Here is a 15,397-nt window from a genome sequence, read left to right on the forward strand (position 1 = left end):
AGTTACTCCATCACAGGCCAAGGGGCGGAGGCGGCAAACTGCAGGGTCGAGGGGCTTGAGCTGCCATGTTTGCGGCTGTGGCCGTGCTCATCGAGGGTGCCGCGAGCCGTGCATTGGTTATGTTCCAGCAGCACATAATCCAGATGCCCAAGGCGATTGCGTTGGTGGGTGAGCATTTGAAAACGCTCGTCACACACGATTCGGCTTTGTCTGGAAGTCGACGAAGTGTAGGACTGAGCAAGCACGACGGGGGTATATGCCCGTTTCATTGGCGGGGTAACGGGTATGGGTTCGGAAGAGGATTCTCTTTCGACCAGGAAAAAGTTCTGTTGGCAAGAGACCAGTCGTGCACCGCAGGTTGTCAGGTCGCCTTCAAGCGCCAGTGGTTGGCCTTCTACGAGGTAGTCGTTCTGCCCGCTGATTATCTTGGTAGGGCCATGCAGCGGACAAATAACATCACACCCGACATGCGCCGTGGGGAACCCATCAATAATATGGCTTTCGGAGCCTGTCATGACGTGTCCTCCATGATCCGTCATGTCACCTACAACAATTGCCAATCGGTTCATGCAACTCTCCTTGAGCAGAACTGAAGTCATGGCCACTATTAACGCTCATCAATTTAAACGGCGTTGTTTAAGGGGGATGACTTTTGTTAATTCAACAGGAAGAGAGATAGCACTGTGCGTCGTGCGCGGAAATACCTTGTGTTTACGTTTTTATAATTAAAGACTCGACTTACCTATACTGATCAGGTGTCTTACGCGGGGAATGACTTTTTCCCACAAGCGGGATGAAGTTTGTTTTGCTTCTATGATGTATCGAGTTAGAAAGTATCTGGGTCGTTCAAACGAAAAAACGCGATGTTTACTCATCACCTTCCCGAAGAGGCAGCAAGCCGCCTCTCCGGTCCAATGAATGAAATCCTTACACCCGGTTTTTCGCCTTGAACTCGCGACGGCGGCGATGCAGCACCGGCTCGGTGTAGCCGTTGGGCTGTCGCGTGCCTTCTATGACCAGTTCGACGGCCGCCTGGAAGGCGATGTTGCTGTCGAAGTCTGGTGCAAGTGGGCGGTACAGCGGGTCGTTGGCGTTCTGGCGGTCCACGACAGGGGCCATGCGTTTGAGGCTTTCCAGTACCTGCGTTTCGGTGACGATGCCATGCCGCAGCCAGTTGGCCATGTGCTGGCTGGAGATGCGCAGCGTGGCGCGGTCTTCCATCAGGCCGATGTCGTTAATGTCGGGGACTTTCGAGCAACCCACGCCCTGATCGATCCAGCGCACCACATAGCCAAGAATGCCCTGGGCGTTGTTGTCCAGTTCGTTCTGGACTTGTTCCGGTGTCCAGTCGGTGTTCGGCGCGAGCGGTAGGGTCAGGATGTCATCCACCGAAGCCTGTTCGCGCTGGGCCAGTTCTGCCTGGCGGGCGAACACATCCACCTTGTGATAGTGCAGAGCGTGCAGCGCAGCCGCGGTGGGTGATGGCACCCAGGCGGTGTTTGCGCCTGCCAGCGGGTGGGCGATTTTCTGCTCCAGCATGGCGGCCATCAGATCGGGCATGGCCCACATGCCCTTGCCGATCTGCGCACGACCTTGCAGGCCGCATTTCAGGCCGATATCGACGTTGGAGTTCTCGTAGGCCGAGATCCATTTTTCAGCTTTCATCTGCGCCTTGCGCACCACCGGGCCTGCTTCCATCGACGTGTGGATTTCGTCACCGGTGCGGTCCAGAAAGCCGGTGTTGATGAACACCACCCGCTCGCTTGCGGCCTGAATGCAGGCCTTGAGGTTGACCGTGGTACGGCGCTCCTCGTCCATGATGCCGACTTTCAGCGTGTTGCGCGGCAAGCCCAGTACCTGCTCGATACGCCCGAACAGCTCGTTGGTGAACGCGGCTTCCTGCGGCCCGTGCATCTTCGGTTTGACGATGTACATCGAGCCGCTGCGGCTGTTGCTGCGTGTGTTATTGCCGTTGAGGTTGTGGATCGCAGCGAGACTGGTCAGCAGGCCATCGAGAATGCCTTCCGGCACTTCGTTGCCATGCTTGTCGAGAATCGCGTCGATGGTCATCAGGTGGCCGACGTTGCGGATGAACAGCAACGAGCGGCCGTGCAGGGTGACTTCGCCACCTTGTGGCGTGGTGTAGACCCGGTCCGGGTTCATGGTGCGGGTGAAGGTTTCGCCGCCCTTGGACACCGATTCAGCCAGATCACCTTTCATCAGGCCCAGCCAGTTGCGGTAAACGACCACTTTGTCGTCGGCATCGACGGCCGCGATGGAGTCTTCGCAGTCCATGATGGTGGTCAGCGCGGCTTCCATGACGATGTCTTTCACGCCTGCCGGATCGGTCTGGCCGACCGGGCTTGCAGCGTCGATCTGCAATTCGAAATGCAGGCCGTTGTGCTTGAACAGCACGGCGAACGGTGCCGAGGCATCGCCTTGAAAACCGACCAGTTGTGCATCGTCGCGCAGGCCGGTGTTGCTGCCGCCCTTGAGGCTGATGACCAGTCTGCCGTCGATCAATTTGTAAGCAGTCGAGTCAACGTGCGAGCCCGCCGCCAGCGGCGCAGCCTGATCAAGAAAGGCGCGGGCGAAGGCGATGACCTTGTCGCCACGCACCTTGTTGTAGCCCTTGCCTTTTTCCGCGCCGCCTTCTTCGCTGATCGCATCGGTGCCGTACAGCGCATCGTACAACGAGCCCCAGCGTGCATTCGATGCGTTGAGCGCGAAGCGTGCGTTCATCACCGGCACGACCAGTTGCGGGCCAGCCATGGTGGCAATTTCTTCGTCGACGTTTTGCGTGGTGATCTGAAAGTCCGCTGCTTCTGGCAGCAGATAGCCGATCTCCTGAAGGAAAGCTTTGTAAGCCGAGGCGTCGTGCGCCTGGCCTGCACGCGACTGGTGCCAGGCATCGATCTGCGCCTGCAATTCATCACGCTGGGCGAGCAGTGCCTTGTTCTTTGGCGCGAGGTCGTGGATCAGTTGGTCCGCACCGGCCCAGAATGCGTCCGCATCGACGCCGGTTCCGGGGGTTGCTTCGTTCTGCACGAAGTCGAACAGGACTCTGGCGACTTGCAGGTCACCGACTTGAACGTACTCAGTCATTGCACTTGCCTCACTCTGCTCAGCAGGGTCGAGCACACTCAGGGAGCGCTCTATCATTGATCTTGGTTTTATGTAGTGATCGCTGCGGGATACTACATCAGCCGCAGTCGTGTGAAAACGTCGCTGGATATGTCATTAAACGACTGAATCCCAACGTCCGTTCACGCCGAGGGTCACGGTGCTTCCAGATTCGCTCAGGATTGTTCCATAAAGCCTGCCAGACGGTACACGATTTGCCACACATCAGGTGGGCTTCAAGCAGGCCTATACTCGTGCGAGCGTCGCAGTTTTCAAATCATCTGCATTGAAAGAGGAATTGACCGTGGATCATCTCGTCGTAACGCTGGTTGCCCCGGACAAACCGGGCCAGGTCGAACGCATTGCCCAATGCATCGCGGAGCACGGTGGCAATTGGCTGGAAAGCCGCATGTCACGCATGGCCGGGCAGTTTGCCGGGATCCTCAAGGTCGGCGTCGAGCCGCAGCAATACGACGACCTGATCAAGGCGCTGAACGCACTGTCAGCCTATGGTATTCGTATGCTGCTGGCCGACAGCGCAGTAGAAACGAGCGACACGACCCAACTGATCAGCATGAAACTGGTCGGCAACGACCGCCCCGGCATCGTGCGCGACATCACCCGATTGCTGGCCGGACAGGGCGTCAACGTCGAACACCTGATCACCGACGTCACCCCGGCCCCCATGAGCAGCGAACTGCTGTTCCACGCCGATGCAGTGCTGGGCGTGCCAGTGGGTTTATCGCTGGATGATCTGCAGGCCGGGCTTGAGACACTGGCTGATGATCTGATGGTGGAGTTGGTGTTGGGTGGTGAGGAGTGATTCCTGAAACTGATTGTGCTCAGGCGCGTTTGGCTTCTTGCTCCGGGACCAGCCTGACCTCTACCCGTTGACCCAGTGCCCTTGCAGCGCTGGCCAGCGTTGCAAGGGTCATCCCCGGATCATTCTGATCCAGAGCGCGGTCTACTGCGGTTCGGCTTGTGTGCATACGCTCGGCGAGAGCCTTTTTGGTAACCTTCTGATGTTTCATGACCTCGGCGATCTGCCAGGAAATAACCCGTTTGAGTGCCGCGGCAGACACCTCCTCCGCAAAGCCTTGCTCGGCAAGAAAGTCATCGAAGTCAGAGCCAATGTGCTGGTTCATTATTTGTTCCTTTTGAGTGCTGCTTTGCGCTGTCTGGCCTTTGTTCATCTCGTTAAAGGATCTTGGCGATCAAATCCCATCAGGCCTTTATAGACTTGAGGTGTACCAAAAAATGTGCACTCCTTAAGCGCTCTTTGAGTATACCCAGGTTATCCAAGTTAACCGTGCACCTGCCTGTGGATAACCTGGGGGAATAGCCCTGCGCGCCCCGCCGGCTGTGGCTCGGCGAAGACTGATCAAAAAACCAACAGTTTCAAGGGCTTGTGCACAGATAAGGTCAGTCTGCCTGTGGATAACCCTTGGAGAACTTCTTGCAGGCCACGGGGGGCGTGGCCTGCATAAATTTGTGTGTTTTTTGATCAGCGGCGGCCGCGGGATTTCAGCCAGATATCCACACTGTAGACAGCCAGCCCCGCCCAGATGAAGGCGAAGGTGATGATGGTGCTGGTGGTCAGGTGTTCGCCGTACAGCAGAACGGCCAGCAGCAGGACCAGAGTGGGTGCAATGTATTGCAGGAAACCCAGTGTCGTGAACGGCAGATGGCGAGCGGCGGCGTTGAAGCACACCAGCGGTATCAGCGTCACCGGGCCTGCCGCAGCGAGCCAGATGGCCTGGGTGGTGGTCCAGAATTCTGCCTGTGCGGTGACGGCCGTCGGGTTGAGCGTTAGCCAGATCAGGGCCAGCGGCACCAGCATCCAGGTTTCCACGACCAGGCCGGGCAGGGCGGCGACCGGGGCTTTTTTGCGGATCAGGCCGTAGAAAGCGAACGTCAGTGCGAGCGCCAGTGATATCCACGGCAGGCTGCCAACGTGCCAGACCTGCTGCGCGACGCCCGTTGCAGCCAGAACGACTGCGACCCATTGCAGACGCCTGAGCCGTTCGCCCAGCAGCAACATGCCCAGCAACACGTTGACCAGCGGGTTGATGTAGTACCCAAGGCTTGCCTCAAGCATGCGGCCGTTGTTCACGGCCCACACGTAGACGATCCAGTTGGCGGCAATCAGGGTGCCGCTCAGCGCGAGCACGGCCAGCCGTTGCGGGTTGTTGCGCAGGTCACGCCACCAGCCGGGGTGTTTCCAGAACATCAGCACGATCAAGCCGAAGAGCGCCGACCACAGCGCACGATGGATGATGATCTCGATGGCTGGAACGGCGGCAATGGCTTTGAAATACAGGGGGAACAGGCCCCAGATGGTGTAAGCACTCAGGCCCAGAATGTATCCGCGGCGTGGATTGGCAGCTTGCATGGAGCGTCCCTTTTAATGCAGAAATTTCCGGTTTTATTGTGGAGTGATGCGGTTGATGGTTTTGATCGTACTCACGCTGGAGCGTCGCACGATAACCGGGGTTATCGTGCCTCACGTTCTACAAATCAAAACAGTTTCAGCGGCTCTTCATTCAGTGCGGCCATCTGCTCGCGCAGGGCCAGGATGTGGTCGCCCCAGTAACGCTCGGTGCCGAACCACGGGAAACTGTGGGGGAAGGCCGGGTCATCCCAGCGGCGGGCCAGCCAGGCGCTGTAATGCATCAGGCGCAAGGCACGCAGCGGTTCGATGAGGGCCAGTTCGCGTGGGTCGAAATCGTGAAACTCGTTGTAACCGTCCATCAATTCGGAGAGCTGGCCGAGGCGTTCCTGGCGGTCGCCGGCGAGCATCATCCAGATATCCTGGACCGCTGGACCAAGACGGCAATCGTCCAGGTCGACGATGTGGAACATTTCGTCGCGGCACATCATATTGCCGGGGTGGCAGTCGCCATGCATGCGGATGTTGGTGTGCGGTGTGGCAGCGTAAACGTCCTCTACGCGCTTGAGCAGATCGCGGGCCACCGACTCGTAGGCCGGTAACAGGCTGCGCGGAATGCAGTTGTTTTCCAGCAGGTAATTGACCGAGTCATTGCCGAAGTTCTTCACGCCCAGCGCTTCGCGATGTGCGAACGGTTTGGTCGAGCCGACCGCATGGATACGCCCCAGCAACTGACCCAGGCGATACAACTGATCAAGATTGCCCGGCTCCGGCGCGCGTCCGCCCCTGCGCGGGAATAGCGTGAAACGAAAGCCGGCGTGCTCGAACAGGGTTTCGCCGTTGTGCACCATGGGCGCGACCACGGGCACTTCGACGTCCACCAGTTCGAACGTGAAGCTGTGCTCTTCGAGAATGGCCTCGTTGGTCCAGCGCTGCGGGCGATAGAACTTGGCGATCAGCGGCTGACCGTCTTCGATACCGACCTGATACACGCGGTTTTCGTAGCTGTTGAGTGCCAGGATGCGGGCATCGCTGAGAAAACCGATGCTTTCGACGGCATCGAGAACCAGATCGGGAGTAAGTGTTGCAAACGGGTGAGCCATGACTACTCCTGCGCGCAGCAGGTTGCCGCGTCGGACCGCTGATGGTAACGCAGACCGGTCCCGGTTCGCCAAACCCCTGATGTTTAAAGTGCCCAAGGGTCGAGTTGTCACCAAACGGTCATCACCCGGACGCGGTTTAGCCATGTTCGCCACATAGAGTTGCTGTCAATGAGATCGATCTCAAAGCGAGCCGCCATGACCGATTTGAAAGATGTTGCACGCCTGGCCGGCGTTTCCCGAGCCACCGCTGCACGCGCGTTCGCAAGCCCCAAGGTGGTACGTATCGAGACCCGTGAGCGCGTGTTCGCCGCTGCCCGTGAACTGGGTTTTCGACCCAACCGGTTGGGCAGGCAGTTACGCTTGCAAACCACCAATCTGATTGGCGTCATCGTGCCAAACCTGCTCAACCCGGTGTTTGCCGAGCAGTTTCAGGCCATGGAACGGGCGGCCCGTGCGCGAGGCTACAACCTGTTGCTGGCGACCACCGACTACAGCGCCGAACGTGAAAGCGCCGTGGTTGAAGAGCTGCTGCGCCAGCGGGTCGACGGGTTGGTGCTGACGGTGACGGACGCCGAGCATAACCGTGTGCTGGAGAGTCTGGTCAGTGAGGACACGCCGTTCGTGCTGGCTTATCACCAGACCGACAATGAGGATTACAGCGCCGTGTCTGTGGATAACCGCGCAGGCATGGCACTGGCGACACAGTACCTGATCGATGCCGGCCACCAGCGTATTGCCATGGTTGCCGGCCCGGTCATGCAGTCCGACCGCGCCCGCCTGCGTTACGAAGGCTACCGCGATGCCATGAACGAGCGTGGGCTTGAGGCGCGGCCAGTGATCGAAATGCCGGCACATACCAACGCCGAGTTTGCCGCGCTCGAACCCTTGCTGCGCGGCCCGAACTCACCCAGCGCGTTGGTCTGCTCCAACGATTTGCTGGCCATCAGCCTGATTGCCGAATTGCGCCGCCATGGCTGGGGCGTGCCCGAACGCCTGTCGGTCATCGGCTTTGACGGCATTGCGCTGGGCACTCAGATGCACCCCACGCTGTGCAGTGTGGTTCAGCCCATCGCCGAACTGGCGCACACCGTCATCGAACAATTGCTGGCCCGGATTGCCGGCGCCGCAGCGGCTTCTCATTGTCTGCCGTGCCATATCCGGCCCGGTGAAAGCACCCAGCCCTACCAGGAGATGCTTCATGTTCAGCCTCAGTAAAACCCTCGCGGCGCTGCTGTTATGCAGTGCGGCCAGCCTCGCCCAGGCCGCCGAAACCGCCATCTGCTACAACTGCCCGCCTGAATGGGCCGACTGGGGTACTCAGCTCAAGGCGATTGCCGACAGCACTAGCGTGCAAGTGCCGCTGGACAACAAGAACTCCGGGCAGGCGCTGGCGCAGATCGTTGCCGAGCAGGCGGCACCGGTCGCCGACGTGGTGTATTACGGCGTGACCTTCGGCCTGCAAGCGCAAAAAGCGGGTGTGGTCGACACCTACAAACCCAAACACTGGGACGACATTCCGGCAGGCCTGAAAGACCCGCAGGGGCACTGGTTCGCCATTCATTCGGGCACCCTCGGCATCATGGTCAACGTCGATGCACTGGGCGGTCTGCCCGTGCCGCAGAGCTGGGCAGATTTGCTCAAGCCTGAGTACAAGGGCATGGTCGGTTACCTTGATCCCTCCAGCGCGTTCGTCGGCTACGTTTCCGCCGTGGCAATCAATCAGGCTATGGGCGGCACGCTGGACAACTTCGGCCCGGCCATCGACTACTTCCAGAAACTGGCGAAGAACTCGCCCATCGTGCCCAAGCAAACTGCCTACGCTCGCGTACTGTCAGGCGAGCTGCCGATTCTGGTCGACTATGACTTCAACGCCTATCGCGCCCGCTACAAGGACAAGGCCAACGTCGCCTTCGTGATTCCGAAGGAGGGCACCATCGGCGTTCCCTACGTGATGAGCATGGTTGCCAAAGCGCCGAACCGCGCCAATGCCGAGAAGGTGCTGGATTTCGTCCTGTCTGACGCGGGCCAGGCGCTGTGGGCCAAGGCTTATCTGCGTCCGGTGCGTTCGAAGATGCCTGCCGACGTGGCCGCACAGTTCCTGCCCGACAGTGACTACGCACGTGCCGGTGTGGTGGATTACCAGCGCATGGCCGCCGTGCAGGAAGCCTTCGCCGCACGTTATCTGCGAGAGGTGAAGTAATGCCAGCCTCGCCGGAACACGCGCTGGCTCTGCGCAAGGACGGGTTTTTCAGGCTGCGGCTGCGCCCGACCGCTGCGGTGGCGCTGGCCCCGGCGATGGCGGTATTGCTGGCTTTCTGGCTGCTGCCGTTGACCCATCTGATCCTGCTCGGTGCGCAAGGCACCGATGGCAATGGCAGCGGCTACTGGCAGGTATTGAGCAGTGCTCAGTACCTGGGCAGTCTGGCGCAGACTTGTCTGCTGGCGCTGGTGGTGACGCTTGTGGCGTTGCTGATCGGCGGCATCAGCGGTGTATTTCTGGCCCGTAATCATTTTTTTGGACGTTCTGCGCTGGTGGCACTGCTGACCTTTCCGCTGGCATTTCCCGGCGTGGTGGTCGGCTTTCTGGTGATTCTGCTGGCCGGTCGGCAAGGCATCTTCGCTGCACTCGGTCTGCAACTGGCGGGGGAGCGCTGGGTGTTTGCTTACTCGCTCATCGGTCTGTTCATCGGCTATCTGTACTTTTCGATACCGCGCGTGATCCTCACCGTCATGGCCGCCTGCGAAAGCCTGGACCGCAGCCTTGAAGAAGCCGCGCATTCATTGGGTGCCGGTCACTGGCGGGTGGTGTGCGATGTGATCGTGCCGGGCCTGGCACCGGCTTTGGTGTCCTGCGGGGCGATCTGTTTCGCGACGTCGATGGGCGCATTCGGCACGGCATTCACGCTGGGTACGCGCTTGAATGTCACGCCGGTGGCGATCTACAACGTATTCACCAATTACGCCAACTTCACCGTGGCCGCAGCGCTGTCGGTGATCCTCGGCCTGGTGACCTGGGCGGTGCTGTTGCTGGCCCGGCGCATGGTCGGAAAATCGGGAGTTGCCCTGTGAAACGCTCTCCGTTGTTTGCTGCGCAATTGGCGTTCACGCTGTTGGTCTGCGCGTTCATGCTGGTGCCGGTGGTGCTGTCGCTGCTGGCCGGCGTGACCCGCAATTATTTTCTGGGCCTGTCGAGCGGTTTGACCTTCGACTGGCTGGTACAGGTCTGGCAGGGCTATTCGCCGACGGTCTGGCTGTCGCTGCAATTGGCGGTGGCCTGCGCGATCTGCGTGTGCCTGGTCGGCGTTCCGGCGGCGTATGCGCTGGTACGCATGAACAATCGCTTCAGCCGCGCATTTGAAGAGCTGATGGTGCTGCCGGTCGCCATGCCTGGCCTTGCCAGCGCCCTGGCGTTATTGCTGACCTACGGCCAGTTCGGCAGCTTTCGCAGCAGTTGGCTGTTCATTCTGGTGGGCCACGTGCTGTTCACGTTGCCGTTTCTGGTGCGCCCGGTGATGGCGGTCATGCAGCGTCAGCAGTTGCCGGTGCTCGAGGAGGCCGCGGCCAGTCTTGGGGCCGGGCCGATCAAGCGTTTTTTCAGCGTGGTGGTGCCGAACTGCCGGGCCGGGATTCTGGCCGGTGTGTTGATGGTTGTGACCCTGTCGCTGGGTGAATTCAACCTGACCTGGATGCTCCACACGCCGACGACCAAGACCCTGCCGGTCGGCCTGGCCGACAGTTATGCCTCGGCCCGGCTGGAAGTCGCCAGCGCCTACACCCTTCTTTTTCTGTTGCTGATTGTGCCGCTGCTGATTGCGTTGCAGGCCATCAGCGCGCGTCTTGCCCGTGGAGAGAGCCGATGAGCGGAACCACCATTCGCCTGAAAGGCTGCCGCAAGGCATTTGCCGACGGCACCGTTGCTGTACAGGATTTGCACCTGACCATCGAACCCGGCGAAACGCTGGCGATTCTCGGGCCGTCCGGTTGTGGCAAGACCACCACGTTGCGCCTGATTGCCGGGCTTGAGCGGCCGGACGTCGGGCAGGTGCTGTTCGACGATCAGGACGTCACGCGCCTGCCCATCGAGCGGCGTGACGTGGGCATGGTGTTTCAGAACTATGCGTTGTTTCCCAATCTCGATGTGGCCGGGAATATCGTCTACGGTCTGAAGATTCGCGGCCTGTCGGCTGCCGAGCGCAACAAGCGTTGTGACGAGTTGCTGGAATTGGTCGGCCTGACCGGTCACGGCAATCGTCGCGTTAACGAGCTGTCTGGGGGGCAACGTCAACGGGTTGCGCTGGCCCGTGCACTGGCGCCGCGCCCTCGGGTGCTGTTGCTCGACGAGCCGTTGGCCGCACTGGACGCGCAGTTGCGCGAGCGCTTGCGCAGCGAGCTGGATCAGCTTCTGCGCGGGCTGGGCATCACCTCGGTTTTCGTGACTCATGATCAGGGCGAAGCGATGGCCTTGGGCGACCGGATTCTGGTGATGGAAAAAGGCTGCGTGTCGCAGTTGGCGACGCCACGGGAAATCTATCAGCGGCCCGCCAATGCTTTTGTCGCAGGGTTTGTCGGCAATCTGAATGCGTTCAGTGTGGTTGCGCGCACCTCGTCGGGCCTCACGGTCAGCGGCGGCGAGTTGCCGTGGAATGGCGCAGACATGCCGGGCACGGTGTATTGCCGTCCTGAGCACCTGCGTTTGGTGCCGGGGCATGGCCATCTTCAGGGTCGTCTGGTCGGGCAGTTTTTTCAGGGCGCGCAAAGCCGCTTGCTGGTCGATGTCGGCGGCCCGCAGCCGCTGTTGGTCGACAGCACCGACAACGTGATTTACCCCGCCAACGCCGCCATTGGCCTGAGTGTCGAGCCGCAACAACTGTTCACCCTGCATTCGTGAAGTCGTTTCCGTAGAGAGTTTATTTTGAATCGTCCGTTTCTTATTGCCCAGATCAGCGACCTGCACCTCAAAGCCGACGGGCGCCTGACCTATGGCGTGGTCGACACGCTGGGCGCATTACGCCGCGCCGTTGCCCACATCAATGCCAGCAAGCAGCGCCCCGACATCGTGGTCATCAGTGGTGATCTGGTGGACTTCGGCCGCGAGGATGAATATGCCGTGCTCAAGCCAGAGCTGGAGCGCTTGCAGATGCCGTTTTATCTGGTGCCCGGCAATCATGATGATCGCGAAAACCTGCTGGCTGCGTTCGCCGATCAGGTGTATTTGCCTTTGGCGGCCAGCGGGCCTCTGGACTGGGTGGTGGAACAGTATCCGCTGCGCCTGATCGGCATGGATACGACCATCCCCGGCGAACATGGCGGGCGGCTGGATTACTGCCAGCTGGACTGGCTGAACGCACAATTGTCGCGCCGCCCTGATGTGCCGACGGTGATTGTTCTGCACCATCCGCCGTTCATCACCGGCATCGGCCACATGGATCGCGAACCGTTCGGCAATGCTTCAGCACTGGAGCGGGTGATTGCTCAGCATCCGCAAGTGGAGCGTTTACTGTGCGGGCATTTGCATCGACCGATGCAGCGGCGTTTTGGTGGCAGTGTTGCCTGTATTTGCCCAGGGACCTCACACCAGATCGTGCTGGACCTCGACCAGGCCGCCCCCGCTCATTTCAACCTGGAACCGGCAGGCTACGTGCTGCACCGCTGGGACCCGGAGCAAGGGCTGGTCAGCCATAACGCCGTGTTCGGGGACTATGAAGGGCCGTACCCGTTTTATGATGAGGGTGGGTTGATTGATTGATTGATTGATCTGATCGCTCCCACGCTCTGCGTGGTAGCGCTGTTCTGGACGCTCTGCGTCCTCTTCTGAAGATGACGCAGAGCGTCACGAACTGCATGCCCACGCGGAGCGCGGGCACGATCATCACTTCTTCTGCGGGATTGAAGTCAGGCGCCGATCACGCCGCCATCTTCGCGGGTGATCACCATCACCGATGAGCGTGGTTTGCCGTTGGGCAAGTGCTCGGGGAAGGTGGAGCCGCCGTTTTCGCCAGGGTGCTGAATGCCGATGAACATCGTCTTGTAGTCCGGCGCAAAACTGATGCCGGTGATTTCGCAACCGACCGGGCCGACCAGAAAGCGGCGAATCTCGCCGCTGGCAGGGTCTGCGCAAAGCATCTGGTTGTTGCCCATGCCCGCGAAGTCGCCCTTGTTGCTGGAGTCGCCGTCGGTCTGAATCCACAAACGACCGGATTCGTCGAAGCTCAGGCCGTCCGGGCTGTTGAACATGTTCTGCGCGTTGATATTGCTCGACCCGGCCTGCGGCGTACCGGCATGCACGGCCGGGTTGCCCGCGACCACAAACAGGTCCCAGTCGAACGCCATGGCCGACGCATTGTTGCCTTCTTCGCTCCAGCGCAGAATCTGCCCGTACTGGTTCTTGGCGCGCGGGTTCGGTCCACCGACCGGCTGACCTTCATCGCCGCGTTTGATGTTGTTGGTCAGCGTGCAATACACCTGGCCGTCCTTGGGGCTCACCACGATCCATTCCGGGCGGTCCATGCGTGTGGCTTTTACGACACTGGCAGCCATGCGCGCATGAATCAGCACTTCAGCCTGATTGTTGAAACCGGCAGCGGCGTCCAGGCCATTCTTGCCGTGGGTCAGTTCGATCCACTGGCCTTTGCCTTTCGGGTGATCCGGGTTGCTGTCGCCCGCGTCGAACTGCGCCACGTACAAGGTGCCGTGGTCCAGCAGGTCGCGGTTGGCTTTGGGGTTCTGGTGATCGATCTTGTCGCGGCTGATGAACTTGTAGATGAACTCGCCACGCTCGTCATCGCCCATGTACACCACGGCGCGCCCGCCCTTGGTCTGGGTGAACGCCGCGTTCTCATGCTTGAAGCGCCCGAGCGCCGTGCGCTTGACCGGCGTGGACTTGGGATCGAACGGGTCGATCTCCACCACCCAGCCGTGGCGGTTCACTTCGTTGGGGTTTTTCGCAACGTCGAAACGCGGGTCGTGCGGGTGCCAGTTGATCTCCTTGCTGGCGGCGACGACGCCGTAGCGCTTCATGCCCGCATCGAATTTCTGCTCCGGGTTGCTGCTGCCGAAGCAATCGGTGAAGTTCTCCTCACAGGTCAGGTAAGTGCGCCACGGCGTCTGGCCGCTGGAGCAGTTCTGGAAAGTCCCCAGCGCGTGGGTGCCGCTCTTGTCGGCGTCGGTCTTGAGCCAGTCGTGACCGGCAGCCGGGCCGCTCAGCTTGATTGGCGTGTTGCCATGCACGCGACGGTTGTAGCGTGAGTCCTGGACGAACTGCCATTTGCCTTGCTTCTGCTGGACTTCGATCACCGACACGCCTTCGGCGGCGAGCGCCTTCTGCACCTCTTCGGCCGATTGCGGCTCTTTGCCGTGATCGAAGAGGTAGCGGTAATTGGTGTATTCGTTGTTGATCGCCATCAGCGCGCGGTCTTTGTGACCCGGCATCGGGAACAGGCACATACCGTCGTTGTTGTCGCCGAACTGCACTTCCTGAGCCTGGGCGGTGCCCTTGCCGCTCGGGTCGAACGCCGGGCCATTGGCTTGCAATGGTTGGCCCCAACTGATCAGCACGGAAGACGTATACCCTTTTGGCAAACTGATGCTGTCGGCCGTGGCGGTGGGGATGCTCTCGAAACCCAGCAATGCGCCGGACGCTGCACTGACGCTGTTTGCCAGTACCGTGCGGCTCAGGATGTTGCCGCCCAGGAACATCGCTGCGCCACACAGTGCGCCCGCGCTGATGAAGCCCCGACGGGTAAGACCGGCCCTGCTTGCGCCGACCATGTTTTCCAGATCGGTGGTTTGATTTTCTTCTAATAATTTCATCATCACGGCTCCCTCGAATATGGCAGCCACCTTAGTGCGCGCATATGACGGAATTGTGTCGCAGTGATGACTTCCCGGCGCTTACGTCGGTATACCCAGCAGCACGAACGAGGCCGCGAATCCTGCCTGCACGGTAACGCCGGTTTTCAACTGCTGAGCCTGCAGGTGTGCAGGTGTCGCCAGGGCGCACAATGTCAGGCCGCTCGGGAGTTTGATGCGCACTTCGCTTGGACCATCGTCGGCGTCGATCACGCTCTCGATCTGCCCGACCAAGCAATTGTTTCCATTTGTTACTTCGACGTGTTGCGCATGCAGTTCCAGCCAGCCGGCCTTGATCAGCGCCACCGCGTCGGTGCCCACTTCCAGGCCTAAATCCCGCGTGCTGTCGTGGGTCACTTGCGCTTCGATGAACACCTCATCGGCCAATTGCAGGCGAACCTGGTCATGATGACCCTGGCGGGTGATCGCCACGATGCGCCCCAGCAACTGGTTGCGCGCACTGGTGCGCAGGGTCAGGCGATTGAGCAGGTCCAGGTCGCTGCTGTCTTCGGCCGCCTCCAGCACCTGAGCCTGCAAGGCCTGCACCCGCTGATAGAGACGCAGCACCCGTTCGCCCTCGCCCGACAGTTTGGCGCCACCGCCACCGCGCCCACCGACACTGCGTTCTACCAACGGCTTTTGCGCCAGGTTGTTCAGCTCGTCGATGGCGTCCCAGGCCGCCTTGTAACTCAAACCTGCGCTTTTCGCCGCGCGGGTGATCGAGCCCTGTTCGGCAATGTGCTGCAACAGCGCAATGCGTTGCGGGCGGCGGACCATGTGTTGCGTGAGTAACGGAGGCAGGGACATGGTGATCCGGGGTGGCTGGAGAGGAGCGGGCAGTATGATCGTTCTCGCGCATGGCGTCGAAAGCCGGACGCGGAGCGTGGGAGCGATGAACGTTTTGAGATGACCATCGTGCCAATGCTCCGCGTTG

14 protein-coding genes are annotated in these 15,397 nt (G+C 60.4%); 7 read left to right on the plus strand and 7 right to left on the minus strand.

Annotated elements, in window-relative coordinates; genetic code table 11:
* Positions 1-2: 2 nt before the first annotated feature.
* Both QRN38_RS16460 and QRN38_RS16465 read right to left on the minus strand, forming a co-directional pair.
* Complete coding sequence (locus QRN38_RS16460; protein WP_080269654.1) at positions 3-569, minus strand: PAAR domain-containing protein; 567 nt, start codon at positions 567-569, stop codon at positions 3-5.
* A gap of 358 nt (positions 570-927) precedes the next feature.
* Positions 928-3,105 (minus strand): malate synthase G, encoded by a 2,178-nt coding sequence (locus QRN38_RS16465; RefSeq protein WP_057417625.1) that lies wholly within the window; start codon positions 3,103-3,105, stop codon positions 928-930.
* A gap of 322 nt (positions 3,106-3,427) precedes the next feature.
* Here QRN38_RS16465 and QRN38_RS16470 point away from each other — a divergent pair, with 322 nt between their 5' ends.
* Positions 3,428-3,946 (plus strand): glycine cleavage system transcriptional repressor, encoded by a 519-nt coding sequence (locus tag QRN38_RS16470; RefSeq protein ID WP_005763732.1) that lies wholly within the window; start codon positions 3,428-3,430, stop codon positions 3,944-3,946.
* 19 nt (positions 3,947-3,965) lie between these two features.
* Here the strand turns inward: QRN38_RS16470 and QRN38_RS16475 are convergent, their stop codons facing one another.
* The 3 genes from QRN38_RS16475 to QRN38_RS16485 form a co-directional block, all read right to left on the minus strand.
* Positions 3,966-4,268, minus strand: coding sequence for a helix-turn-helix domain-containing protein (locus QRN38_RS16475; RefSeq protein ID WP_024667741.1), 303 nt, complete (start codon positions 4,266-4,268; stop codon positions 3,966-3,968).
* 359 nt (positions 4,269-4,627) lie between these two features.
* Complete coding sequence (rarD, locus tag QRN38_RS16480) at positions 4,628-5,515, minus strand: EamA family transporter RarD (RefSeq protein WP_005763735.1); 888 nt, start codon at positions 5,513-5,515, stop codon at positions 4,628-4,630.
* A gap of 125 nt (positions 5,516-5,640) precedes the next feature.
* On the minus strand, positions 5,641-6,615 hold the full coding sequence (locus tag QRN38_RS16485) for a serine/threonine protein kinase (protein WP_007244503.1): 975 nt from the start codon (positions 6,613-6,615) through the stop codon (positions 5,641-5,643).
* Between the two features lie 195 nt (positions 6,616-6,810).
* Here QRN38_RS16485 and QRN38_RS16490 point away from each other — a divergent pair, with 195 nt between their 5' ends.
* From QRN38_RS16490 to QRN38_RS16515, 6 genes are read left to right on the plus strand one after another with little or no spacing between them, the layout of a single operon-like run.
* Complete coding sequence (locus QRN38_RS16490; protein WP_007244502.1) at positions 6,811-7,830, plus strand: LacI family DNA-binding transcriptional regulator; 1,020 nt, start codon at positions 6,811-6,813, stop codon at positions 7,828-7,830.
* Positions 7,814-8,815 carry an ABC transporter substrate-binding protein gene (locus tag QRN38_RS16495; protein WP_057417624.1) on the plus strand — a complete coding sequence of 334 codons (1,002 nt, stop codon included), beginning with the start codon at positions 7,814-7,816 and terminating at the stop codon, positions 8,813-8,815. Before QRN38_RS16490 ends, QRN38_RS16495 begins: the two co-directional genes overlap by 17 nt.
* Positions 8,815-9,684, plus strand: coding sequence for an ABC transporter permease (locus QRN38_RS16500; protein WP_005763744.1), 870 nt, complete (start codon positions 8,815-8,817; stop codon positions 9,682-9,684). The genes QRN38_RS16495 and QRN38_RS16500 overlap by 1 nt, the downstream gene beginning before the upstream one ends.
* Positions 9,681-10,475, plus strand: coding sequence for an ABC transporter permease (locus QRN38_RS16505; RefSeq protein WP_057417623.1), 795 nt, complete (start codon positions 9,681-9,683; stop codon positions 10,473-10,475). Before QRN38_RS16500 ends, QRN38_RS16505 begins: the two co-directional genes overlap by 4 nt.
* A complete protein-coding gene (locus tag QRN38_RS16510) occupies positions 10,472-11,503 on the plus strand; it encodes an ABC transporter ATP-binding protein (RefSeq protein ID WP_007244498.1) in 1,032 nt (343 codons plus the stop codon). The genes QRN38_RS16505 and QRN38_RS16510 overlap by 4 nt, the downstream gene beginning before the upstream one ends.
* Before the next feature lie 24 nt (positions 11,504-11,527).
* On the plus strand, positions 11,528-12,361 hold the full coding sequence (locus QRN38_RS16515) for a phosphodiesterase (protein ID WP_044390896.1): 834 nt from the start codon (positions 11,528-11,530) through the stop codon (positions 12,359-12,361).
* A 146-nt stretch (positions 12,362-12,507) separates the two neighbouring features.
* On the opposite strand, the gene QRN38_RS16520 is transcribed toward QRN38_RS16515, so the two are convergent.
* Together QRN38_RS16520 and QRN38_RS16525 are read right to left on the minus strand one after the other, a co-directional pair.
* On the minus strand, positions 12,508-14,424 hold the full coding sequence (locus QRN38_RS16520) for a PhoX family protein (protein WP_007244496.1): 1,917 nt from the start codon (positions 14,422-14,424) through the stop codon (positions 12,508-12,510).
* Between the two features lie 81 nt (positions 14,425-14,505).
* Positions 14,506-15,270 (minus strand): TOBE domain-containing protein, encoded by a 765-nt coding sequence (locus tag QRN38_RS16525; protein WP_007244495.1) that lies wholly within the window; start codon positions 15,268-15,270, stop codon positions 14,506-14,508.
* Positions 15,271-15,397 lie beyond the last annotated feature (127 nt).

This window comes from Pseudomonas sp. CFBP2511, assembly GCF_030209255.1.
GTDB lineage: Bacteria > Pseudomonadota > Gammaproteobacteria > Pseudomonadales > Pseudomonadaceae > Aquipseudomonas > Aquipseudomonas avellanae.